We start from the raw sequence: 22,922 nt of genomic DNA, 5'->3' as shown, positions 1-22,922 counted from the left end.
GGCCCTGACACCGGTGAATGCCGCCGAGATTGTCGATGCCGGTGTGCCGTTGGTTTGCTATACGATCAATGATGTCGAACGCGCCAAGGAGCTGTTTTCCTGGGGAGCCACATCCGTGATTACCGATGATCCGGCCAAATTACTGATGGCGATTCCAAGGCGCCCGTTCGCCGCCAACAGATAGACCCCATATTAAAGCCAAACGGGGCAACGCGGTATCAGGGGTCGGTACGCCACCACGATCCCGATCTCTGATTGCCAGATAAAAATGCAGGAAACGATCCAATGACAATCGCCCCACAAGATGGCGCCGCGGCGCCACCACCACCAATTGATCCAGCGACTTCGCCAACCCCGCTTTATCCCGATAACCGGGTAAAGCGCCATCTGAGTGAATTGTTCAGGCTGGCCCTGCCGGTCACGATTGCCCGTCTTGGCATGCTGATCATGGCGGTCGTCGATACCATCGTGGTTGGCAACTATGACAGTGCGGCACTTGCCTATCTCAATATCGCGCATGCGCCCTTCACATCCTTGATGGTGACGGGCATCGGGCTTCTGACCGGGGTCATGGTGATGACATCCCATGCCAAGGGCCGCGATAACCTGATGGCGGCCGGGGCGGTTTGGCGCAATGCCATGCCCTATGCAATTCTGGTCAGCATCCTGTTTACCATTCTGACCATGCAGTCGGACTGGCTGTTTGCCATTACCGGTCAACCAACCGAGATCACCGATCACGCCGGCGATCTGGCAGTGATCCTGTCCATCGGCATGCCGGCCGCACTTATTTACATTACCTGTGCCTTCTTCCTTGAAGGATTGCAGCGCCCGATGCCCGGCATGGTGATGATGATTGTCGCCAATCTGATCAACCTGGTTCTGGATTACGGGCTTGTTTACGGCGCCTTTGGTTTCCCGGAACTCGGCGCAGAAGGAGCTGCCTGGACATCAAGTGTGATCCGCTGGTTCATGGCCCTTAGTCTACTGGGTTATATCCTGTTGATGAAAAGCCATCATCTTTATGGCATCCGCAACGGCTTCGCCGGGTGGTGGCGTGGATCACGCGATGCCCGCCATCTGGGATATGCCGCCGGGGCAAGCCAGGGCATGGAAACCGGTGCCTTTGCCGCCATGCAGCTTTTCGCCGGGCGCCTTGGTGTCATTGCCGCGGCGAGCTACGGCATCAGCATGACGCTTTTGGCGTTGATGTTTATGGTCGCCCTTGGCCTGGCCTCGGCAACCTCAGTTCGGGTTGGTATTGCCTATGGCCGTCGGGATCGACCGGACATGGCGCTTGCCGGGTGGATTGGTCTTTTGACCACCATGGCTGTGATGTTTGTGCTGAGCATTCCGCTTTATCTGTTTCCAAATGCGGTCGCGCATCTGTTTACCCAGGATGTTGCCGTTATCGCGACGACGGTTTCCGTCCTGATCCTGATGCCGATCATTTTCCCGACGGATGGTGGGCAGAACGCCGCGATCAATGCCCTTCGCGGTGCCGGGGACAAGTGGGCACCGACGATATTGCATCTGGTTTCCTATATCTTTGTCATGATCCCGATCGGGTATTACCTGTCATTTGTGCTTGAGATGGGGGTACCGGGGCTGTTCTGGGGCATCGCGATTGCAAGCCTTGTCGCGGTCAGTGGCCTGGCGGTCCGGTTCCTGATCGTGTCATCGCGTGACATTCCCGAACATTCCGAGCAGCTATAAGCCGCGCCAAATATAGACACGAAAAAGCGCCACCGGATGTTGTCGATGGCGCTTTTCTTTTGGGATATCGGTTTTGTGATCAGGAACGCGTGGCATCGAACTGACGGCGCGGCATCAACAGATCACAGAACGGCAGGACCAGCGTATCAAAGGCCGATGCCGCACGCGGGGCATCAATCCGGATGATGTGTTGTTCGATATCGCGCTGGGTTGCGAACTCCCCAAGCGGGGCCAGCTCCGGCAGCGCATCGACCATGGTGGCATAAAATGCAATTTGATCATCGCGTGCCGTCCCAGCCGCCAGATTGCCCAGATGGTTATACAGCGCCATGGCCAAGAACCAGCGGCAATAGGGCATCAGGCCCTGCAATATCTCGGTGCGTTGTTGCGGCTGGACATATTGTTGCAGGTCACTATCAAGCCAGACGGCATTTTGCACCCCGGCGACAAAGGCATTGCGCAGCGCCGGGTGTTCGTCGGTGAAGAACACCGCCGTCAGCCACGAGGACAGATCATCAAGTGCGGCCCGGCGGGATGCCGGTGTGCTGTCAGGTGCAAAATCAAGGGCCGACATTGGCGGCTTGGCCGACATGGCCAAGCTTGCCACCGCCGGGTCGATAAGCGCGTTGGCAAGCCAGGCCTGATGCCAGATTTTCATCGGTCGGAAATAGGGTTCCTTTTCCGAACCACCGGCTTCGATCCAGCTTTCGATCAAATGCGCCCGCCCCAATGCAATGCCAAGGTGCAGGGCATCTTCAAACCCCATGCCGTTTTGCAGGAACGGATCGCCCAGCATGTCTTCAAGCAGCGGCAACTGGGCCGCAACATTATCCACCCGAAGGCCGGCACCCAGCGGCTGATAGAAGGATGCGCCGTCGCTGTGACCCAGAATGGCACGCGCATGCTTGGCAAAGTCGCCCCAGAAAACAAGCTTCATCGGCTCTGCCCGTTTGCGCCAGAGCGGCCTTGTCAGATGCCAGTCTTCGCATTCGAAAACCGACATCGGCATGGCGTCCACCAGTCGGGCAAGTGGTTTGGCCACCGCCATTTCCAGATTGTCTTGCGATCCCACATGCCCGATGGATAAGCGCCAGCCCGGTTCTTCGTGCGGATGGCGATCCAGCCACAGCATGGCAAAGCCGTTTGCGTTGGCCCGATTCCCCGCCGGGACCACCAGATCAAAAAACAGCGACAGCGGTGCTGGTATTTCTGGATTGGTGTGATCGGTTAGCATATCCCCCACCGCCCAGGTCTTGACCGTCACATCATCTGCATCCGGCCGATTGCGAAAACGCGGCGGCAGAAAACCGGAATACTCGTTTGCAGATTGGACGGAATCGGTCATGGCAGCCTCTTGGATGCGAAGGGGGCACGATGATCACATTAAGATCATGCATTGCGCTGCTGATACCCAAGGAAACCGGGCAGGTCAATCATGCCACGATCAAGCCAGGCAGAGCCAAACTGAATGTATCTGATGGGTCAGGCCCGTGTCAGGCCGGCATGGCCGATGCTGGCTTCGCGATAGACCGAAGGCGGCATCGATAACAAACGTCTGAAATCGCGCGAGAAATGGGCATTATCGGTAAAACCGCACCAAAAGCCGATCTCGCCGACCGACAGGTTGGTGCCATAGAGCAAGCGACAGGCTTCACGTACCCGCACCAGACGCAAAAGGTCGGAGAACCGGCTGTTGGCCTGCTGCAGGCGGCGCTGCAAGGTGCGGCCGGATGTGTCGAGTGCAGCCGCCACTTCGTCAATCGTCCAGCTGCGTCCGATATCATGTTCAAGCACGGTGCAAAGTTGCTGCACCACCGGGCGCTGTGCCCCGATCGAAGGAGCGGTTCCCGGCATATTGGCCATGAACGGATAGGATGATGATACCTGTTCGAAACTGCCCCAGTTGATCCGGAACCGCAAACCGCGCCCGGAAAAGGCAAGCTTGTCGATGATGCGACCCTTGCGCATGACGCGGACGGCCGGCCCGTGACTGGGCAAAATGGTCGCGTCCATGTCTTCTGCCCCGGCTGCCTCAAGCAAGCCGATCAGGAACCCAAGCAACAACAGGTTTTCCACCCGTGCGGGTGGCTGCCCCCGGACAACGCCACGATGGATGGTCATGGATTTCCCGGTCACGGCAAATTCGCTTCGCGCGCGGGCATGAGAATAGCCTTCCAGACGGCGCCAGCGATCCGCAATCACCGCAGGCGTTGCCGAATGGCGCAACATGGTCAGGATGGCTTCCTGTTCCTTGGCCGCCAAATAGCGCCCCAGACGCACAAGGACAGCCGGACCATTGACCTCTTCAAGGGCCAGCATGATGCTGCGCAACTTGGCAGAAGTCACAACCGTGCCAGCCGGCACAAGGTCATAGCCCCGCGGCAACCATGCCAGTTGCCGGATCAGGGCAACATGCAAACCAAAAGAGACAAATTCCTGCATCAAAACGAGCCAAAAGGATGAAATTTGGCGCGATCATACAAACTATTGATATGACTGTCAGCGCCGAACCCAAAATGTCACGAAGCTGTTACATTTACCGGATTTCGCGAGAATCCGTACTTAACGGCATGCGCAGCTGCATGACGGGGCATTGCCCGAAAGGTGTCGCCATGTCACTGTTTAAAGCACCTTCTGACATTCCCAGACAATACGGATTGATAACGTGATCAAGGTTCTTTTCGTCTGTACCGGCAATATCTGTCGTTCGCCCACCGCCGATGGTGTTTTTCGCAAGCTGGTCCGCGAAGCCGGGCTCGAAGATCACATCCGCGTTGATAGCTGCGGCCTGTCGGCCTATCACGTTGGCGAATTGCCCGATCCGCGATCCCGCGAAATGGCCAAAAGTCGTGGCATTGATCTGAGCGACATCCGATCGCGCAAGATCAAACCCGATGACTATCTGCAATTTGATTATGTGCTGGCGATGGATCACAGACATTTGCGCGATATGCGCCGTCAGGCACCCAACACCCATCAAAATCGCATTGAGCTGTTTCTTGATTACCATCCGACACTGGCCGGGCAAAGCGTGCCGGACCCGTATTACGGCGGTGCCAACGGATTTGTCGATGTCTTTGACATGATCGAGGAAGCCTCAAACAAGCTTCTATCCGACATTCGTGAAAAGCACGGCGTCTAGGTCGCGTTTATGACCAGGGATTGTCATGGATAAAACCGCGCTCGCAGATCTGATCAAACGCCACACGGGATCGGCCCTGCGATCCGTCACCCCGCTTTCGGGCGGGTGCGTTGCTGATGTCATGCGGGCTGATCTTGATGATGGCCGCGAACTGGTGATCAAGCAAAGCAATCGTAGCGACGCCGGCCTTGCGATCGAGGCGGATATGCTGCGCTATTTCAGGGCACATTCGCCGATCAACTGCCCGGACGTTGTTTATGCGGACGATACATGCCTGGTGATGACCTATATCGCCAATGACAACCGCATGAGCCGATCTGTACAGCTTGATCTGGCAGAAAAACTCGCCGCCCAGCATCAAGTCACCTCCACCGCATTCGGACTTGAGTTTGACACCCTGATCGGCGGCTTACCCCAACCCAATACCCCTGAAGAAAACTGGATCACCTTCTTTGCCGAGCACCGGTTGCACCACATGGCACAACTGGCACTGCACGAGGGTAAACTGCCCGGCAGCATGGCCGCGCGCATTGATCGGTTGATTGAGCGTCTTGATCGCTATTTACCAAAAGACAGCAAGCCCTCCTTGCTGCATGGCGATCTGTGGGGTGGCAATATCCTGTGTCAGTCCGACAAGCTGGCAGGCCTGATTGACCCGGCGATTTATTATGGCGACCCGGAAATCGAACTGGCGTTCGGGACGTTATTTGGCGATCTGACACCAGAATTCTTTGGGCGCTACAACGAAATACTGCCAATTTCGCCCGGCTTCTTTGAGGAACGCCGTGATTTGTATAACCTTTACCCGCTATTGGTTCATGTTCGCCTGTTTGGGGGACATTATGTCGGTTCCTTTGACCACATCCTTGCCCGATTTGGTCAATAGCATCCGACAACTGCCTAAGAGTTGATGAGAGAAATACGCACATAAAAGGGGATGAGAGAGTTGAAAATTCTAGTTGGAGCCACCGTCGCGCTGACCATGACGGTCAGTATTGCCGCCATCGCCCATGAAGGCGCGACCGGTGTGGTGAAGGAACGCATGGATGGCATGAAGGCCATCGGCCAGCAGGTCAAAATCATGGTGCCGATGATGAAGGGTGCCCTACCATATGACCCGGAACAGGTCGCAAAATCCGCCGCCATTATTGAAGGCCATTCCGGCGAAACCTTTACTGCCCTTTTCCCCGAAGGCAGCAACGAACATCCGTCCGAAGCCCTTTCTGACATTTGGGATGACTGGTCGACATTCACCGATCTTTCCAACGAACTGAATGCCAAGGCCGGTCATCTTAAAACCGTTGCATCCAATGGCGGTTCGGAAGACGGCTTCAAGGCCGCCCTTGGTCAGATGATGCGGACCTGTAAATCCTGCCATAGCGATTTCAAGGACTAGCTCGAACGCAAACGGCATCGTTCATGAAAAAAGGCCGCAGCATCTGCTGCGGCCTTATACATTGAGAGGCACGAACATTTGGTATGATGTTCGTGCCTCTTTTCATTTGGGAGCCTGCGTATACGCAGGCTCCCGGATCCGTGAGGTGTTGATGCGGCCTTGGATTTTTACATCCGTAAAAAAGCTGAACACTCACGGTCTCTGGAGGCATTGTCGAACCGCTGGAAGAGCTTTGACGCTCGAGTATAAGGAGGACATTGCCGTGTCTTATACTACCCGTTTTGTTGGTATCGATGTATCAAAATCCTCGCTTGATCTGTGCATTTTACCAGACAAACACACCCTGCGCTTTGCCAATTCAGAAACCGGGATTGCAGACCTGATCGCCAGACTGCAGGCTTTCCCGGGGCTGGAGCGGATTGTTCTGGAGCCAACCGGCGGCTATCAACGCCTTCTGGTTCGAGCTTTGCAAGCTGCACAATTACCTGTTTCAAAGGTCAATGCCCTTCTGATCCGCCACTTTGCCAAAGCGTCAGGAACCCTGAGCAAAACAGACAGGATTGATGCCTTTGTACTGGCTGATTACGGCCAACGCATGTCGCCGCGCCTGATGGCCAGAACAGATGAAGCCCGCTATAAACTCGCTGATTTTGTTGCCCGTCGGCGCCAACTTACACACATGCTGATCCAGGAGAAGAACCGGCTTGAGAAGCCTGATAATCCGGCTCGGGCCCTGATCGAGGAAACCGTCAACTTCCTCACCCGTCAGAGACAGGAGGTCGAGAAGCTGATGCGCGAGTGTGTAGACTCATCCCCGGAATTGACGGCGATATTACATGTTCTGTTGACCCAGAAGGGAGTGGGTTTTGTAACGGCTTGTGTGCTGATCGCTGAATTGCCCGAGATCGGATTGCTTGAAAAAGGGCAGATTGCAAAGTTGGTCGGTGTCGCCCCAATCAACAGGGATAGCGGTCTGTTCCAGGGCAAAAGAATGATTGGCGGCGGACGTATGGAAGTGCGCAATGCTCTTTACTACGCCGCATTACCGGCAATACGCTTCGACCCGCTGCTGCGCGACTTCTATAAGCGCCTGACTGAAAACGGAAAACCAGGAAAGGTTGCTGTCATTGCCGTCGTCAGAAAAATGGTCACGATCCTCAATGCGAGAATGCGTGACCACTATGCTTTAATACTTGACGGTTAATACCGCTGCTTTTTGTATGGCAGGATCGGATTGGTGTTAGCGACCGATCATGGCAAAGAATTCGCGACGCGTGATCGGATCATCGCGGAACGCCCCCAGCATCCGGCTGGTTACCATGGAAACGCCGGTCTTGTGGACACCGCGCGTGCTCATGCATTGGTGGTTGGCATCGATCACCACCGCAACACCAAGCGGATCAAGTTCTTCCTGAATGGTGTTGGCGACCTGTGCCGTCATCTTTTCCTGAATCTGCAGGCGTTTGGCATAGACCTCCACCACACGGGCCAGCTTGGAAATACCGACAACACGGCGGCGCGGCAGATAGGCGACATGGGCAACCCCGATGATCGGCACCATGTGATGTTCACAATAGGATTCGACGCGAATGTCGCGCAGAACGACCATCTCGTCATAGCCGTCGGTTTCTTCGAACGTCCGGCGCAGGATTTCTGCCGGGTCCTGCTGATAACCGGCAAAGAATTCGCCATAAGAGCGTGCCACACGATCAGGGGTTCCGCGCAGACCTTCGCGGTCGGGATCGTCCCCGGCCCAACGCAGAAGTGTCCGGACCGCTTCTTCTGCTTCTTCGCGTGTCGGACGCTTCACCGGGTTATGTTCGCTGCACATACCAAATCCTTTTGTCATATTCCGCAGGATTAACGCCTGCCTTGGTGGGGCTCCTGACCCGCTTTAACTGATACTGTTGGCTGATCCGATCAGTTCACAGTGTGTTGCCCATGCGGACTGTCGAGCGAAAAGGCCGGAATCGCAATATCAAAATGATTGCCGTCCATATCCGTCATCTCGAAAGTCCCGACCATGAAGCCGCTTGGCGTGGTCAATGGCGCGCCACTTGTGTAATTGAAACTTTCACCGCACGCCAGAACAGGCTGTTCGCCAACGACGCCCGGGCCTTTGACCTCCTGGGTTTCGCCCCGCGAATCCGTAATCTGCCAATGACGGTTCAACAACTGAACGGTTTTTGATCCAAGATTTTCAATCTCGATACGATAGGCCCAAACATAACGATGGGTTTCCGGATCTGATTCGTCCTCTAGGAACATCGGCTTTACCGATACCTTGATGTCGTGGGTTACGGTCGAATACATGCATATCTCCGGGCCAAGGGTGTTCCAGTCAAATTTGCGTCAGCCAAGATTGCGATAGATGGACCTTTATGCAGGGTCAGGACCTATTAATTTGGTTCGAATGGTCGATCAGATTTGTTCGGATACGCGAAGCAAAAATGCCGGAAGATATACATCTTTCAAGTTTTTGCGACAAAGTAGGCCGTGCAAATCTGATCGATCTGCAAGACATACGTTATATTTGCGAGCTCCTACGTCAAACCCCTTGCACGGGGTTCCCACCCGCTCTGCGGGCTTTTCCTTGGATCCCACATATATAACGTATGCCATTCCAATCAAATTAATAGGTCCTGACCCTAAACAATCCGTCCCGAAACTACCAGTCGCCTGTCAAAACAAACCGGCATAAGATCGGGGCGAATACTAAAGGGCCCGCACAATGTACGGGCCGGATCGATGTCAGGATTACTGTTGCTTCAAGCTTTTAAACAGCAAGGGCCGCCAACAGATCTTCCTTGAGGTCATCAACATCCTCCAGACCGACAGATAGACGCAGCATGCCTTCGGTAATGCCCATCGTTACCTTGTCCTCGGCTGGCACACGTTGGTGGGTCGTGGTCCAGGGATGGGTCGCCAGACTTTTTGCATCGCCAAGGTTGTTGGAAATATCAATCAGCTTGAGGTTATCAAGCAGCGAGAATGCCGCTGCCTTGCCCCCGGCAAGCTCAATCGCAATCAATCCACCACCACGGCCAGACATCTGGCGCATTGCCAATTCGTGCTGCGGGTGACTTTTCAGTCCCGGATACAGAACGCGTGACACCTGTGGCTGTTCCGTAAGGAATTCGGCCAATGCAGTTGCATTGCGAATGTGCTGATCAACACGCAGGCTCAGGGTTTCAAGACCCTTGAGTAGCACCCAGGCATTGAATGCGCTCATGCTCGGCCCGGTATGACGCAGGAAAGTGGTCAGATGTTCGTCGTGCCATTCCTTGTCGTTAAACAGGATCGCCCCGCCAAGGCAACGGCCCTGACCATCGATATGTTTGGTCGCGGAATAGACGACAATATCAGCACCCAGTTCCATCGGCTTTTGCAGGATCGGGGTGGCGAACACGTTATCGACAATCACCTTTGCACCGGCCTTGTGCGCCAGTTCAGAGATAAAGGCGATATCAAGAACTTCAAGCGTCGGATTGGATGGGGTTTCAAGGAAAACCGCATCTGCCGGTTTCGACAGCGCCTTTTCCCATGCGTCTTTGTCGGTGCCATCCACCAGTTCGGTTTCAACCCCGAACCGCGGCAGAAGCGTGGTCAGGATAAATTCACACGATCCGAACAAGGCGCGCGATCCAACCACGCGACCACCGGCCTTGGTGCTGGCTGCCAATGCATTCCACACCGCTGACATGCCCGATGCCGTCGCACGGCAATATTGCGCGCCCTCGATCAGGGCAAGGCGCTCTTCGAACATCCCAACGGTCGGATTGGCAAAACGGGAATAGACATAGCGTTCCGGGCCACTGCCATCAAAGGAGGCCTCTGCCTCAGCAGCGGTGTCATACACATAGCCGGAATTCATAAAGATGGCTTCGGAAGTCTCGCAAAAGCCGCTGCGCGCTGTGCCGCCACGTACAGAACGGGTCGCCGCGCGCCAGTTATCGGAAGCCTTTTTTTCGGTCGTCATCGTCTTGCTCCTACATGCCCGGATATTGGTGTGATCCGGACACAAAAAAACCCTGACCGGCGTGAATGGGTCAGGGCCGAAGCCAGAACACCCCTCTTTAGCGATTTTTTACGTGGCCGCAAGCCGGTCGACAAATCCCACGATGCGGTGACGATACGACCAGTTTTCCCCTACGTCAAGCGCCACACCCTCAGGATTTTTGCGCATATCCGGGTGCGCTTGCACATCGGATAACACAATCGCAGCTCACGGAATGGTGAAAGCAGTTCATAAGCAAGTTTTGAAATTTCTCTCTAATGTTGGAACAAATAATGCGATCCTGTTTTTCGGGATTTGCACATCGTAGCGAACACACGACTTGCAAGAGCCTGAAATAAATGACCAAAACCAGTTCAATGGTGTCACACTTGTCCGACCAGAAACCAGAATTCCCGGCAGAAATCAAAGGCACCCCCAAGCCGCTCTGGCGCAAGCTTTTGCCGGTGATGATCCTGATTTGCGGACTGGTTCTGGCATGGGCGAGCGGTATCCTTGATGTGCTGTCATTTGATACGCTGCGTGAAAACCGCGACCTGTTGCAGGGTTTTGTTGCCGGCAATCCGGTTTCAAGCATTCTGGTCTTTGTGGGGCTTTATGTTGTTTCGGTCGCCCTGTCTCTGCCAATCGGATCGATCCTGACCATTACCGGTGGCTTTCTGTTCGGATCGTTTCTTGCGACGACCTATGTTGTGGTCGGGGCCACCATTGGCGCGACAATTGTTTATCTTGCCGCGCGCTATGCATTTTATGATCTGATGCGGGCCAAGGCCGGTAACGCCGTTCGCAAGATGGAAGAAGGCTTTGCTGAAAACGCCTTCAGCTATCTGATGGTGTTGCGCCTGATCCCGATTTTCCCGTTCTGGCTGGTCAATCTTGTGCCCGCCCTTCTTGGGGTCAAATTGCGCTCCTTTGTTCTGGGGACCATGATCGGCATTATTCCGGGTACTTTCGTCTATGCCTCTATCGGCGATGGACTTGGCGCCTTGTTTGATCAGGGCAAGACGCCTGATCTTGGCATCATCTTTGAACCGCGTATCCTGACCCCGATCATCGGACTGGCCGTGCTGGCCCTGTTGCCAGTCGCCTATAAAAAACTGCGCCAACGTAAAAACGGGGCCAACTCAAATGAGTAAAATTATCGATACCGATATCTGCGTGATTGGCGCCGGGTCCGGCGGCCTGTCTGTCGCGGCGGGTGCGGTCCAGATGGGCGCAAAGGTTGTCCTGATCGAAAAGGGCAAGATGGGGGGCGATTGCCTTAATACAGGTTGCGTTCCGTCCAAGGCGCTTTTGGCGGCCGGTCATGCCGCGGAAAATGCGCGCCGCGCATCACGGTTTGGTGTTGCGACCGGTCAAGTCGATGTCGATTTTGGCCGTGCAATTGATCATGTGCATTCCGTCATTGCGGGCATTGCCCCGCATGATTCGGTCGAGCGATTCGAAGAACTCGGCTGCACCGTAATTCAGGCCGAAGCACACTTTACCAGCCCGCGCGAAGTCATTGCTGGCGACACCACAATCAGGGCCAAACGCTTTGTCATTGCCACGGGTTCGCGCGCGGCTGTTCCGCCGATCCCGGGACTGGAAAGCGTTTGCTATTTCACCAACGAAACCATTTTTGAAAACCGTAGCCGCCCGGATCATCTGATCATTATTGGCGGCGGCCCCATTGGCTTGGAAATGGCGCAGGCCCATCACCAGCTCGGCGCAAAGGTCACCGTGATTGAGATGGGGACCATCCTGCCCAAGGACGATCCGGATCTGGTGGCTGTGGTGCGTGACCGCATCAAGGCCGATGGCATCAGTCTTTATGAAGGTGCCAAAACCAAGGAAGTCCTTGATGTAAATGATCAGATCAGGGTCGTGATCGAACATCAGGGTATCGAGATCACCCTTGAAGGCAGCCACCTTTTGCTGGCAACCGGCCGCAAGCCCAATGTGGAAACTCTTGGCCTGTCAGATGCCGGTATTGAGCACAGCGACCGCGGCATTTCGGTTGATGCCCGTCTGCGCACCTCAAACCGTAAGGTGTTTGCGATTGGTGATGTCACCGGCGGGCTGCAATTTACCCACATGGCGGGATATGACGCGGGCATCGTGATCCGCAATGCGCTTTTCCACCTTCCGGCCAAGGTCGATCACAGTGGCGTGCCATGGGTAACTTATACCAGCCCGGAACTGGCACAGGTCGGCCTGACCGAAACAGCCGCGCGCGAGAAGTTCGGCGATGATATCCGCGTTGTGACATGGGACTACGCGGAAAACGACCGCGCCCGCGCAGAAGCCGAAACCGAAGGCTTCATCAAGGTCATCACCACGCCAAAGGGCCGAATTCTTGGCGCTGCCATTGTCGGGCGGCAGGCAGGCGAGCTGATCGGCGTCTGGTCACTTACCATCAGCAAGAAAATGAAGATCGGCGCCATTGCCGGGATGATTGCGCCCTATCCGACCCTTGGCGAACTGTCCAAACGCGTCGCCGGCACCTGGTACACGCCCAGCCTGTTTAGCGAAAAAACGCGCAAGCTGGTGCGGTTCCTGCTTAAGTTCGGATAACCGGCTTGCCTGAATCGCGCATGAAAACAAGCACCTGTATTGCTGTACTTTTTTCGCCTTATTGGCCTAACATCCAAACATGAATAACCGGCATCTCAAATTGCCCCCCTGGGCCAAATCGCTTTCCGCGCGCCTTCTGGTGCTGACGGTAAGCTTTGTGATGCTGGCAGAGGTGTTTGTTTTTGCCCCCTCTGTCGCGCGCTTTCGCATTGACTGGCTCAAGGCGCATCTTGATTCAGGCTATCTCGCCGCCCTTGCCCTTGAAGCCACACCCGACCAGATGATCCCCGACGATCTTGAACGTGAACTTCTTTCCAATGCCGGGATTGAGGCGGTCATCCTGCGCCGCGAAGATCGCAAATTGCTGCTTCAGCGTGATGACATGCCCGCCAAGGTCGACAAGGAAGTTCAGCTGACAGATTTCTCGATCCCGATGGCGCTGATGGAGGGGTTATCAACCCTTAGCCAGACCGAAAATCGGGTATTGCGCGTGGTTGGCATGCCATCCATGGCGCCAGATTTCGAGATCGAAGTCCTTGTTCACGAAGATCGCCTGACCGAGGCGATGCGCAATTTCGGCTGGCGGGTGTTCGGCCTGTCGCTGATGATCTCGTTCTTTACCGCAGGCCTGGTCTATTTCGCGCTTAACCGTCTGCTGGTCCGCCCGATGCGGACATTGACCCATGACATGATTCGTTTTCGCGAAGACCCGCAGGACAAAGCTGCCCTGATCACGCCGGGCGAACGTGATGACGAGATTGGTGTGGCGCGCCAGGAACTGGCGATGATGCAGCAAGACATTCAGGCGATGCTTAATCAGCGCCGCCGCCTTGCCGCCCTTGGCACGGCAGCCACCAAGATCAGTCATGATCTGCGCAATGCGTTGGCCACCTCGATGCTGATGACAGAACAACTTGCCAAAAGCGAAGATGACGAAGTCCGCGCTGTTGTGCCACGCCTGTTATCATCGATGGAACGCGCGGTTTATATCAGTGAACAAACCCTGTCATTTGCGCGTGAAACCCCGCCGCCGCGTGATTTGGCGACCTTTACCCTGATTGAGCTGATTGAAGAAATCCGTGATCAGATCTTGCTGCAAAAATGCGAGCAGCTTCTTGATGGTGTTATGGGTGATGCGCGCAAGGACGATGAACCCTGCCCAACCCGTATCGAGATCGACCTTCCCGACGATGTCATGCTTGAAGCCGATTACGACATGCTGTTTCGCGCCTTTAGCAACCTGATGCGCAACCCGATCGAAGCCGGGGCCACTGTTGTAACCATCACCCACAAAATTCAGCCTGAACCAGAAAGCGGCGCGGAAAGCCGCACCGAACCGGAAAAATCTCGCAATTTCATTGATGTTGTCATCACCGATAACGGCCCGGGACTGCCTGAAAAGGCGATCAAGAACCTGTTCGTACCGTTTGCCGGCAGTGGACGCGAAGGCGGTACGGGACTTGGTCTTGCCATCGCGCGCGAACTGATCAGCACCCATAACGGTGAACTTAGCCTCACTGCAACAGGACCAGACGGCGCTGTTTTCACAGTCAAATTACCGATCAACAGTTGATTTCTGCGGCATCGCACCACCGCAACGCACCCAAATCATAGATTTTTTCTATCGAATTTTATTTGATATTCGATTTTATCTTTTGATTGGCATTTGTCACTTTGGGTTATGGCGATGCCGGGCCTGATCCCGATCCCCGATCCGCTCCTGACCCAAGGTTCGGTGTCGCCACCTGATTTACTGCCGTACCCTATTGATTTTGAAGCCGCCCGATACCCTGTTGCAGCTGTCCCCTTGGCTGGACTTCAAGAAATACGGAACGACAAAGCCCCATAATCCTTGCCGGATTATCATCAGGGGCCCCGTACCGGTCCCCGCCCTCAAAACCCCTTGCCCACATCCGGGAAAGGGGTGTTTTTTATCGCTGTGTTTCAGGTTGGCCGCACCATCGACTGACGAATATCGTCAATCTGTTGTCGTAAAAAACAACCTTGCGCGTGATCATTGATCAGGCCCATCGCCTGCATGAAGGCAAACGCGGTCGTCGGCCCGACAAACTTCCATCCCCGTTTTTTGAGATCCTTGGAAAGTGCAACCGACGTTGGCGATGTCGACGCTGACTGTGGAGGGTCAACTTCGTCTGGTTTCGGTTCAAAGCGCCAAAAATATGCGGCAAGTGACCCTTCCCGGGCGACCATCACGCAGGCCCGTTTGGCATTATTAATCGATGCTTCGATCTTGCCGCGATGTCGGATGATCCCGGCATCCGCAAGCAGGCGCTCAACATCCCCATCATCAAATTCCGCAACCTTGTGGAAATCAAAACCGGCAAAGGCTTTGCGGAAATTTTCGCGCTTGCTCAGGATCGTGCGCCAGCTTAATCCCGACTGAAACCCTTCAAGACAGATTTTCTCAAACAGCCGGATGTCATCGGTAACCGGAAAGCCCCATTCCGTGTCGTGATAGGCGTTAAATTCGGGCGCAGCATCACACCATGCGCACCGACATTTTCCGTCCGTTCCGATTGTTGTTTTGCTCATGGTTCAAGCCATCAGAAAATTAAGGCGTTGATCCGTGCGCGCGGGCGAGATTTCATAAATCTCAGTTGTAACGATGCCTTCAGCAACGAATGGGTCATCATTCACACGGGCTTCAATCGCATCTCGTGACACACCATGCGCCAGAACGGCACCGCCCATATTGGGTTGCAGGCTCCCGACCATCAGAAACACACCATCATCAAAGCCTTGCTTGATCCATGCTTTGTGCGCGTCCATGAATTCCAGGGCCTTTTCGCGATTTTCAGCAAACTTCAAAAAAATCGTAAACATCCTCTACTCCCTGATTGAGTTGTTGGTGGTGGCAAGTCTGGCAATCTGATCGTCAAGCCAGGCACACATCAGATCGACCTCGTGATGCAAGAAACCATCATCGTCAAACGCATTGGCAAGGGTCGCGACACCCTGGCTTCGGCCAAGGACATGCATGGCCAGTTCATCCGATCTTTCGCCAAAGCCCAACCGTTCGAACTGGCGACATAACCAGCTGCGAAACAGAGTAAACAGTGCGGCGGCATCGCTTTTCGCGGCATGGTTCAACTTCGCCAATTCTGACGACAACGTCCCCACCGGGCAGCCGAATTTCCGGATCTTCTCGCCATTAACAATCAAGATATGAATGAAGCTTCGAATGCGTTCAGCGGGGTCTGATCCGGTCACTTCCCATCGATCAAGCATCTGCTCGGTAGTGGCAAGACGCCGGTTGATCACGCTATCAAGGATGTCATCCTTGGTTTTGAAGTGGTGATAGAAATTGCCACGCGATATGCCGACACTGGCCGCAATAGCTGCAAATGACGTGGCTTCAAACCCTTGCTGATAAAATAGCAGGTCCGCTGCCTCGATAATTCGATCCCGTGTTTCTGCTGCCATGTTTTGATCTATCCGCACAATTCAACCTGATTTAGGACGTTTGTCCTATTTCTAGAATTAGGTCAATTGTCCTATAATGTCAACCACATGAAAAAGCACCTGCAAGCGTCGCCTGCAGGTGCTTGAAATTTTCGCGCTAATCGTTTTGAGTTTTGTTTAGTCCCGCCAGAAGGCCGGGAACAGCAGGACCAGAACCGTAAAGACCTCGAGACGGCCAATCAGCATCCCGATCGACATCAGCCACTTGGCCCCGTCCGGCAGGGTTGCGAAGTTCCCCGACGGCCCGACAATTGGTCCCAGACCCGGCCCAACATTGGCAATTGCCGTACCGGCACTCGACACCGCGGTAATGAAATCGAGCCCCATCGCGCCAAGGGCCGCCGCAAGCACCACAAAGCAGAAAACAAACAGGAAGAAGAAGCTCAATACCGATTCCGTAACATCTTCGGACAGCGGTTTGCGGTTGTAGTACGCAATGAAAACACCGTGCGGGCGCAGCATGTGCGACAGCTGAATTTTGGCGATCTCATACAAAACCTGAAGACGGAAGATTTTCACCCCGCAGGTTGTCGAGCCCGCACAGCCACCAATAAACATGACAAAGAAGAATACCGTCACCGCAAACGGCCCCCACAAACCGTAATCCGTGGTGGCATAGCCGGTACCGGTCATGACCGAAATGATATTGAACGACGTAAAGCGCAACGCATACAGGAAGTCGACACCATTGGTTTTGGAATGCCACAGTGCGAGACTGACAATGATCGTCACTGCAATTGTAATGAACCAGCGCACCTGACTGTCCCGAAACAGCGGTTTCCCCTGTCCACGCAGCATTTGCAGATACAGGATGAATGGCAGCGCCCCGGTCGCCATGCCCAGCGTAATGATGACATCGATTGTCGCATTGTCGTAATGCCCGATCGACGCATCCTTGGTCGAAAACCCGCCGGTCGCAATCGTTGTCATTGCGTGGGCAATCGCATCAAATGGCGTCATGCCCGCCGACCACAACATGATCGCCCAAAGGGCGGTAAAGCCCAGATAAAGCATCGCAATGCCCATGGCGATCTGGGTCGCACGCGGGAACGCCTTGTCAGACTTATCGGAGTTTTCCATGCGGAAAAGCTGCATACCACCAACGCGCAGCATCGGCATGACGGCAATCGCCATGACAATAATCCCGATCCCGCCCAGCCACTGCAACAAAGCCCGCCATAGCAAGATCCCCTGCGGCGCACTATCAAGGCCGACCATCACCGTCGACCCGGTCGTGGAGATACCCGACATCGCCTCAAAGAACGCGTCGGTATAGGACATATCCAGATCGGAAAAGGCAAATGGCAAGGCGGACGCCGCAGTCAAAACCAGCCAGCTTAACGTCGTCAGAATAAAGGCCTGGCGCGAGTTGATCTTAAGATTATCCATGCGGTTCATCATGATCAATGCGCCGCCGACAAACAGCGACACAAAGGACGCCGCCGAGAACACGATCCAGTCGCGTTGACCGTAATACAGGTCAACCAGTGCCGGGATAAACATGCCGATCGACAACGTACATAGCAGAATGCCAACGATGAAAAGAATGGGACGGAAATCGATCAATGAAACGCCTCTTGGCACATACGCCGTGCAATCCCCCCGGGAAAACGGCATATGGTGCGTCTGATGTTCTGTTCTGGGAGGCACTGCATACCCGAAAAACCGGTCAACATGTACCCCATTCATCACAAGCAGCGAAATTCTTGGCACATGACGCCACAATGTCCAGTCCTTTTCATCCTTTACTCACGCGAACACCCTGACAAAACAAGCAAGTTCCCCATAAAAACAGCCAGTATTCGCCATCGCCGCCCGGTTCGCATTCCCCAAATAGAAACGCTGCACGGCCCCCGATAATCCCAGACATCCCCCGCACATACGCCAAGAATTCCCGCGATTTCGATATGCTGGGCGACCGGTCAGAAAGGTTCAAAATCGCGCCCCGGTTTCGATAGACTTCCCCAACAGCAATTGCCCCATACAAACCGGCGGGTAATTGATTTGTGTCGTGCAACATGACTCAGTTTCCCCTAGATTAGGCTGGCCATAAACGATGTATACAATCATCGATTGCCACCTGTGACTGTCTATTGGGAGCTTCCCGTGCGGGGAAAGAAACTATACTTCGCGATTGTTCTGTGCGTCTTGCTTGCTGTCGGGTTTCTGACAACAAGCTTTGTGAGCTTTTATGTCGCGCGCGATTCCCTTGAAGAACAAATCTCCGAAAGCACGCTGCCGCTCACCAGCGACAACATCTATTCAGAAATTCAGCGCGATCTGCTGCAGCCGATCTTTATTTCTTCGCTGATGGCGCATGACACCTTCTTTCGCGACTGGGTGCTGTCGGGTGAGACAGATCAGGAACGGATCACCAAGTATCTTGCCGAGATCCAGTCACGCTACGACACCATCACGTCCTATTTCATCTCCGAGGAAACCCGGAACTACTATCACCCGACCGGCGTGATCAAGCAGGTCAGTGAAGATGATCCGGCAGATGGCTGGTATTTCCGGGCGCGCGACAGCAAGCAGCCCTATGAAATCAACATCGATCAGGACACGGTCGACCGGTCACGCATGTCGATTTTCGTCAATTACCAGGTGCGTGATTATGACGGCAATGTCATCGGCATTACCGGTGTGGGGCTTGCCGTCAGTTCTGTGACCAACCTGATCGAGACCTATCAGGCACGCTATGGCCGAACGATCTATTTCATCGATACCGAAGGCCACGTCACCCTGCGCGGCAGCGGCTTTGGCGATGCGCACAGCCTGCAGGAACGCCCGGGCATGCGCAATCAGGCGACCAAAATCCTGACATCGCCGGGCGCGTCGATCAGCTACGAAGATGGCGGACACACCTATTTCGTCAACAGCCGTCTGGTGCCCGAATTTGGCTGGCTCTTGATTGTCGAACAAAGCGACTATTCATCTGACGAGCGCCTGCAAAACACGCTGTTTATCAATATCGCGATATCGCTTCTGATCACGGTTATCGTCGGGCTCGTCGCCTTCCTGACAGTACGCAACTATCAAAAACGTCTCGAAGAGCTGGCCTCGCGGGACAAACTGACCGGCACCTTTAACCGGCAGGTCTTTGACATGCTCTTTGCTCAGGCCGCACAGAACGCCAAGCGTCAGAAAACAGCCCTGTCGGTCATGTGCTTTGACATTGATGGTTTCAAGGAAATCAATGATGGCTATGGCCATCCGGGCGGGGATGCTGCCCTTCGCGAAGTTCTGACCATGATCCGCCAGAACGTGCAGGAAGCAGACGTAATCTGCCGCTGGGGTGGAGATGAGTTTGTCATCCTGTTCCCCGGAAAGGATCGCAAGGAAGCCCTGGCCAAGGCGCGGGATCTTGCCGATGATGTGCGCAATGCCCCGGTCCGCTTTGGACGGGATCATATCCCGGTCACCATCAGCGCTGGCGTCACCGAGTACCGCGACGGCGAAGACCTGGATACCTTGATGGCACGTGTGGATAACGCGCTTTATACCGCCAAGGCGTCGGGTCGGGATCACATCTCGCTGTCCTGATCGATAGGCCCGCACACCAAACTTTCCCAAACAAAACACCCCCGACAGAACGCTCTGTCGGGGGTGTTTTCTGTTCAATCCGGATGGATCGCGATCAGTCGGCGATGGATGCCTCGGCAATTTGAACAGCATTAAGGGCAGCACCCTTCAACAACTGGTCACCGGCAACAAACAGTTCCAGGCCGTGATCCCCAAAGATCAGGTTGGTGCGAATGCGCCCAACTTCGACATCGTACTGTTCGGTCGCGGTCATCGGCATCGGGTATTTGTTGTTTGCCGGATCATCGACAAGCTTGACACCCTTGGCCTTTGCCAGCACTTCGCGGGCGGCGTCCGGGGTAACAACCTTTTCGGTCTCAACCACGATGGCTTCGGAATGGGTGCGCTCAGTCGGGATGCGAACCGCGGTGCACGATACCGGCAGATCCGGCGCGCCAAAGATTTTGCGCGTTTCCCAGGTAACCTTCATCTCTTCGCGGGTATAGCCGTTATCCTGGAAGCTATCGATATGCGGGATAACGTTAAAGGCCAGCGGGGACGAGAACACCTCTGCCGGCACCGGCTTGCCTTCAAGACCGGCAGCCAGGCCTTCACGCAGTTCGTTCATACCCGGCTGACCGGCACCTGATGCAGCCTGATAGGTCGAAACGATCACTTTCTTCAGGCCAAATGCCTGATGCAGCGGCCAAAGTGCTACGGCTGCAATCGCCGTGGTGCAGTTCGGGTTCGCGACCAGTTTTGCGGTCTTGGCAAGGTCGCCATTGATTTCCGGCACGATCAGCGGAACGTCATCATTCAAACGGAACGCCGAGGAGTTATCAATCACAACCGCGCCTTCGGCGATCTGAGGAGCATATTTCTTGGCGAAATCACCCGAAACAGCAAGGAAGACAATGTCGCACTGCTTGGCTTCTTCAACAGAAAACAGCGCGACGGTCTTAGTGCCGAATTTAGTCTCCACGGTCTTGCCCGCTGAACGCTCGGAAGCGAACAGGGTGAGTTCACCCACAGGGAACTTGCGATCAAACATAACGTTGATCAGCTCGACGCCAACCGCACCGGTTGCGCCGATCACACCGACATGGAGATTTTCGGCACTCATAATAGTTGTCTAACCTCGAAAAAAATTGTTGTCATATTCGACTGCCGCGATCACTCGCGGGCCGCGCATTATAGGGATTTATCGAAACAACGCAAATCTACCTTGCCGCATCGCACCCATGCGCGGTTTTCTAGGGCCATAACGTGGCCCGCAACCGATTGTTCCAAAGCTTGTTTCACTTATGTGCGAGAAACCCGCCCTTTGACCTTACCACCGCCAGGCAGATGTCAAAGGACGGGCTGAACCGCCATAAGACGGACTGTCCAGACACGGACAAGATTCGGTCCGCGCTGGCTTGAGTATTTGAAAATTGCCCGATGCCGGAAGGATGGTCTGTGGCAACCGTCACAATTGGCCTGCAATGTGTGGAAAAAGCAAAAAGGTCAGTCGCGCCAGAAGGATGGCATCAGAAGAACCAGCAAGGTCTCGAATTCGAGGCGTCCGAGAACCATCGCAACATCAAGGATCCATTTCGCAGAATCCGGCAGCGATTGGAAATTGCCCGCCGGCCCGATGATGTTGCCAAGCCCCGGCCCGACATTGGCAAGCGATGTCGCCGCCGCACTCATCGAGGTAATCAGATCAAGCCCCGTTAGACCCAGCGCAATCGTCACCGCGATATAGCTGATGGTCAGCAAGAAGACATAAACCGTCACCGCGTTATAGATGTCGGATGTGATTTCGTGGCGGTCAATGCGGTTGACCACCACGGCAGACGGGCTGCGCAGGCGCATGAAATGGGTCCGAAGTCCGGTGAAAACCACATACAGGCGAAACATCTTGAACCCGCCCGAAGTCGATCCCGAACAGCCTCCAATAAAGGTCGCAAAGAAAAACAGCATGACCGCCGCCGGGCCCCACAGCAGATAATCGCCCGATGCAAAGCCCGTTGTCGTAATCACCGATACAAGGTTAAACGCCGCCATGGTCAGTGAACGGATGATGCTGTCATCCGAAATCTGCACCAGCCGCACCGTCAGCAGCAGCGTGAAGCCCGCAATGATCAGGCAGAATAACCGGATCTGCTGGTTGCCAATAACGGCCTTGATCGCACGTTTGCGTAAGGAAACAGCATAGGCGGTAAAGGGCAGGCCCCCAATAAACATGAACAGGATGGCGATCCAGTGCAGCGACAGGCTGGTGTCAAACTTGGCAAAGGACAGATCCGACGTCGCATAACCGCCGGTCGACAGGGTCGTCATGCCGTAATTGATGGCATCAAACCACCGCATGCCAAAGATCCGATACAGCACGACGCATACGACGGTCAGCACGGTATAGATCAGAACGATCTGCAGGCACATGTCGCGCATGCGCCCGCTGAGCTTTTCCGACCGATCAGAACTTTCCATCTGAAAAAGCTGCATGCCGCCAACCCGCATCATCGGCAACAGGGCAAGGGCCGTCACAATGATCCCGATCCCGCCAAGCCATTGCATGATCGATCGCCAGATCAGCAATCCCGGCGGCAAATGATCGAGCCCGGCCAGGATCGTCGATCCGGTCGTTGTCAGGCCAGATACGGTTTCAAACACCGCATCGCAGAAACTGATTTCAAGGGAGGAATACCAAAGCGGCAAGGACCCGGTCAGGCTGATCGCAATCCACGATACCACGGTCAGGACATAGCCTTGCCGTGCAGTCACCCGCGGCCCGATATCGGATCGACAGGCAAGACACGCCATACCGCCAAGCCCGATTGTCGTGATCGAGGCCTGCGCAAATATTTTCCAGTCCGGATTGCCGTAATAAAGATCAACAGCAGACGGCACCATCATCGATATACCGATGATAATGACCATCACCCCGACAACGAAAAAGATGGGTTGCAGACGGAACAAACAAGCTTCCCTGACAGCAAAGAATAAATCCGCTTGTAGCTCCAAATGGTCGTCAATGCATCCGGTTATTGTGCATGGCACCCGTGATGCCATTGCCACATCAGCACGCGCTCCCCGTCGAACGCGTC

Annotated in this window: 21 protein-coding genes and 1 riboswitch (1 of these 22 running past the window's edge); of the genes, 10 read left to right on the top strand and 11 right to left on the bottom strand. The window is 54.8% G+C overall.

Annotation, left to right across the window (positions count from 1 at the left end):
• Positions 1-184 carry the final stretch of a glycerophosphodiester phosphodiesterase family protein gene (locus ACXAF0_RS03835; protein ID WP_475343916.1) on the top strand. 569 nt of this gene lie to the left of the window's left edge, so the window shows 184 of its 753 coding nt (coding positions 570-753); its start codon lies off the left edge, out of view; its stop codon occupies positions 182-184.
• Between the two features lie 101 nt (positions 185-285).
• The gene (locus tag ACXAF0_RS03830; protein ID WP_475343914.1) at positions 286-1,716 is read left to right on the top strand and encodes an MATE family efflux transporter; all 1,431 of its coding nucleotides are present in this window, start codon (positions 286-288) and stop codon (positions 1,714-1,716) included.
• A gap of 79 nt (positions 1,717-1,795) precedes the next feature.
• Here the strand turns inward: ACXAF0_RS03830 and ACXAF0_RS03825 are convergent, their stop codons facing one another.
• Both ACXAF0_RS03825 and ACXAF0_RS03820 read right to left on the bottom strand, forming a co-directional pair.
• Positions 1,796-3,061 (bottom strand): hypothetical protein, encoded by a 1,266-nt coding sequence (locus ACXAF0_RS03825; protein ID WP_475343912.1) that lies wholly within the window; start codon positions 3,059-3,061, stop codon positions 1,796-1,798.
• A gap of 137 nt (positions 3,062-3,198) precedes the next feature.
• Positions 3,199-4,158 carry a helix-turn-helix transcriptional regulator gene (locus ACXAF0_RS03820; RefSeq protein ID WP_475343909.1) on the bottom strand — a complete coding sequence of 320 codons (960 nt, stop codon included), beginning with the start codon at positions 4,156-4,158 and terminating at the stop codon, positions 3,199-3,201.
• 223 nt (positions 4,159-4,381) lie between these two features.
• Between ACXAF0_RS03820 and ACXAF0_RS03815 the strand changes: the two genes are divergently transcribed.
• The 4 genes from ACXAF0_RS03815 to ACXAF0_RS03800 all read left to right on the top strand — a co-directional run bounded on the left by ACXAF0_RS03815 (position 4,382) and on the right by ACXAF0_RS03800 (position 7,458).
• On the top strand, positions 4,382-4,858 hold the full coding sequence (locus ACXAF0_RS03815; RefSeq protein ID WP_475343905.1) for a low molecular weight protein-tyrosine-phosphatase: 477 nt from the start codon (positions 4,382-4,384) through the stop codon (positions 4,856-4,858).
• 25 nt (positions 4,859-4,883) lie between these two features.
• Positions 4,884-5,744: a fructosamine kinase family protein gene (locus tag ACXAF0_RS03810; protein ID WP_475343902.1), complete on the top strand. Its 861-nt coding sequence runs from the start codon at positions 4,884-4,886 to the stop codon at positions 5,742-5,744.
• Positions 5,745-5,804: 60 nt separating this feature from the next.
• Positions 5,805-6,254 carry a c-type cytochrome gene (locus tag ACXAF0_RS03805; RefSeq protein WP_475343901.1) on the top strand — a complete coding sequence of 150 codons (450 nt, stop codon included), beginning with the start codon at positions 5,805-5,807 and terminating at the stop codon, positions 6,252-6,254.
• A gap of 262 nt (positions 6,255-6,516) precedes the next feature.
• Complete coding sequence (locus ACXAF0_RS03800) at positions 6,517-7,458, top strand: IS110 family transposase (RefSeq protein ID WP_475346219.1); 942 nt, start codon at positions 6,517-6,519, stop codon at positions 7,456-7,458.
• A 36-nt stretch (positions 7,459-7,494) separates the two neighbouring features.
• Here the strand turns inward: ACXAF0_RS03800 and folE are convergent, their stop codons facing one another.
• The 3 genes from folE to metZ form a co-directional block, all read right to left on the bottom strand.
• Entirely contained in the window at positions 7,495-8,085 is a 591-nt protein-coding gene (folE, locus tag ACXAF0_RS03795) for a GTP cyclohydrolase I FolE (RefSeq protein WP_008889129.1), read from the bottom strand.
• 89 nt (positions 8,086-8,174) lie between these two features.
• Positions 8,175-8,567, bottom strand: a complete 393-nt coding sequence (apaG, locus tag ACXAF0_RS03790) for a Co2+/Mg2+ efflux protein ApaG (RefSeq protein WP_475343899.1) — start codon at positions 8,565-8,567, stop codon at positions 8,175-8,177.
• A gap of 463 nt (positions 8,568-9,030) precedes the next feature.
• Complete coding sequence (gene metZ / locus ACXAF0_RS03785; protein ID WP_475343895.1) at positions 9,031-10,233, bottom strand: O-succinylhomoserine sulfhydrylase; 1,203 nt, start codon at positions 10,231-10,233, stop codon at positions 9,031-9,033.
• 76 nt (positions 10,234-10,309) lie between these two features.
• Positions 10,310-10,384: riboswitch (SAM riboswitch) on the bottom strand.
• Between the two features lie 226 nt (positions 10,385-10,610).
• Here metZ and ACXAF0_RS03780 point away from each other — a divergent pair.
• The 3 genes from ACXAF0_RS03780 to ACXAF0_RS03770 all read left to right on the top strand — a co-directional run bounded on the left by ACXAF0_RS03780 (position 10,611) and on the right by ACXAF0_RS03770 (position 14,398).
• Complete coding sequence (locus ACXAF0_RS03780; protein ID WP_475343892.1) at positions 10,611-11,405, top strand: TVP38/TMEM64 family protein; 795 nt, start codon at positions 10,611-10,613, stop codon at positions 11,403-11,405.
• Positions 11,398-12,825 (top strand): dihydrolipoyl dehydrogenase family protein, encoded by a 1,428-nt coding sequence (locus tag ACXAF0_RS03775; RefSeq protein WP_475343889.1) that lies wholly within the window; start codon positions 11,398-11,400, stop codon positions 12,823-12,825. The genes ACXAF0_RS03780 and ACXAF0_RS03775 overlap by 8 nt, the downstream gene beginning before the upstream one ends.
• 79 nt (positions 12,826-12,904) lie before the next feature.
• Positions 12,905-14,398 carry an ATP-binding protein gene (locus ACXAF0_RS03770; protein WP_475343887.1) on the top strand — a complete coding sequence of 498 codons (1,494 nt, stop codon included), beginning with the start codon at positions 12,905-12,907 and terminating at the stop codon, positions 14,396-14,398.
• A gap of 371 nt (positions 14,399-14,769) precedes the next feature.
• Here the strand turns inward: ACXAF0_RS03770 and ACXAF0_RS03765 are convergent, their stop codons facing one another.
• The 4 genes from ACXAF0_RS03765 to ACXAF0_RS03750 form a co-directional block, all read right to left on the bottom strand.
• Positions 14,770-15,378: a DNA-3-methyladenine glycosylase I gene (locus ACXAF0_RS03765; RefSeq protein ID WP_475343886.1), complete on the bottom strand. Its 609-nt coding sequence runs from the start codon at positions 15,376-15,378 to the stop codon at positions 14,770-14,772.
• 3 nt (positions 15,379-15,381) lie between these two features.
• A complete protein-coding gene (locus ACXAF0_RS03760) occupies positions 15,382-15,669 on the bottom strand; it encodes a YciI family protein (RefSeq protein WP_475343885.1) in 288 nt (95 codons plus the stop codon).
• A gap of 3 nt (positions 15,670-15,672) precedes the next feature.
• Positions 15,673-16,269: a TetR/AcrR family transcriptional regulator gene (locus ACXAF0_RS03755; RefSeq protein ID WP_475343883.1), complete on the bottom strand. Its 597-nt coding sequence runs from the start codon at positions 16,267-16,269 to the stop codon at positions 15,673-15,675.
• A 156-nt stretch (positions 16,270-16,425) separates the two neighbouring features.
• Positions 16,426-17,874 (bottom strand): TrkH family potassium uptake protein, encoded by a 1,449-nt coding sequence (locus ACXAF0_RS03750; RefSeq protein ID WP_475343881.1) that lies wholly within the window; start codon positions 17,872-17,874, stop codon positions 16,426-16,428.
• Positions 17,875-18,414: 540 nt separating this feature from the next.
• Here ACXAF0_RS03750 and ACXAF0_RS03745 point away from each other — a divergent pair.
• Entirely contained in the window at positions 18,415-19,851 is a 1,437-nt protein-coding gene (locus tag ACXAF0_RS03745; RefSeq protein WP_475343879.1) for a sensor domain-containing diguanylate cyclase, read from the top strand.
• A gap of 94 nt (positions 19,852-19,945) precedes the next feature.
• Here the strand turns inward: ACXAF0_RS03745 and ACXAF0_RS03740 are convergent, their stop codons facing one another.
• Together ACXAF0_RS03740 and ACXAF0_RS03735 are read right to left on the bottom strand one after the other, a co-directional pair.
• Positions 19,946-20,953, bottom strand: a complete 1,008-nt coding sequence (locus ACXAF0_RS03740) for an aspartate-semialdehyde dehydrogenase (protein WP_475343878.1) — start codon at positions 20,951-20,953, stop codon at positions 19,946-19,948.
• Between the two features lie 383 nt (positions 20,954-21,336).
• Positions 21,337-22,794: a TrkH family potassium uptake protein gene (locus ACXAF0_RS03735; protein WP_475343877.1), complete on the bottom strand. Its 1,458-nt coding sequence runs from the start codon at positions 22,792-22,794 to the stop codon at positions 21,337-21,339.
• Positions 22,795-22,922: the final 128 nt, after the last annotated feature.

The organism is Thalassospira sp. ABD4_177 (assembly GCF_056160125.1).
The sequence above is the reverse complement of the archived record's forward strand: the minus strand, read 5'-3'. Positions and strand labels throughout refer to the sequence as shown.

Coding starts and splice junctions, on each gene's coding strand:
- ACXAF0_RS03830 (WP_475343914.1), top strand. CDS start 286: ATGACAATCGCCCCACAAGATGGCGCCGCGGCGCCACCACCACCAATT.
- ACXAF0_RS03825 (WP_475343912.1), bottom strand. CDS start 3,061: ATGACCGATTCCGTCCAATCTGCAAACGAGTATTCCGGTTTTCTGCCG.
- ACXAF0_RS03820 (WP_475343909.1), bottom strand. CDS start 4,158: ATGCAGGAATTTGTCTCTTTTGGTTTGCATGTTGCCCTGATCCGGCAA.
- ACXAF0_RS03810 (WP_475343902.1), top strand. CDS start 4,884: ATGGATAAAACCGCGCTCGCAGATCTGATCAAACGCCACACGGGATCG.
- folE (WP_008889129.1), bottom strand. CDS start 8,085: ATGTGCAGCGAACATAACCCGGTGAAGCGTCCGACACGCGAAGAAGCA.
- apaG (WP_475343899.1), bottom strand. CDS start 8,567: ATGTATTCGACCGTAACCCACGACATCAAGGTATCGGTAAAGCCGATG.
- metZ (WP_475343895.1), bottom strand. CDS start 10,233: ATGACGACCGAAAAAAAGGCTTCCGATAACTGGCGCGCGGCGACCCGT.
- ACXAF0_RS03780 (WP_475343892.1), top strand. CDS start 10,611: ATGACCAAAACCAGTTCAATGGTGTCACACTTGTCCGACCAGAAACCA.
- ACXAF0_RS03775 (WP_475343889.1), top strand. CDS start 11,398: ATGAGTAAAATTATCGATACCGATATCTGCGTGATTGGCGCCGGGTCC.
- ACXAF0_RS03770 (WP_475343887.1), top strand. CDS start 12,905: ATGAATAACCGGCATCTCAAATTGCCCCCCTGGGCCAAATCGCTTTCC.
- ACXAF0_RS03765 (WP_475343886.1), bottom strand. CDS start 15,378: ATGAGCAAAACAACAATCGGAACGGACGGAAAATGTCGGTGCGCATGG.
- ACXAF0_RS03760 (WP_475343885.1), bottom strand. CDS start 15,669: ATGTTTACGATTTTTTTGAAGTTTGCTGAAAATCGCGAAAAGGCCCTG.
- ACXAF0_RS03755 (WP_475343883.1), bottom strand. CDS start 16,269: ATGGCAGCAGAAACACGGGATCGAATTATCGAGGCAGCGGACCTGCTA.
- ACXAF0_RS03740 (WP_475343878.1), bottom strand. CDS start 20,953: ATGAGTGCCGAAAATCTCCATGTCGGTGTGATCGGCGCAACCGGTGCG.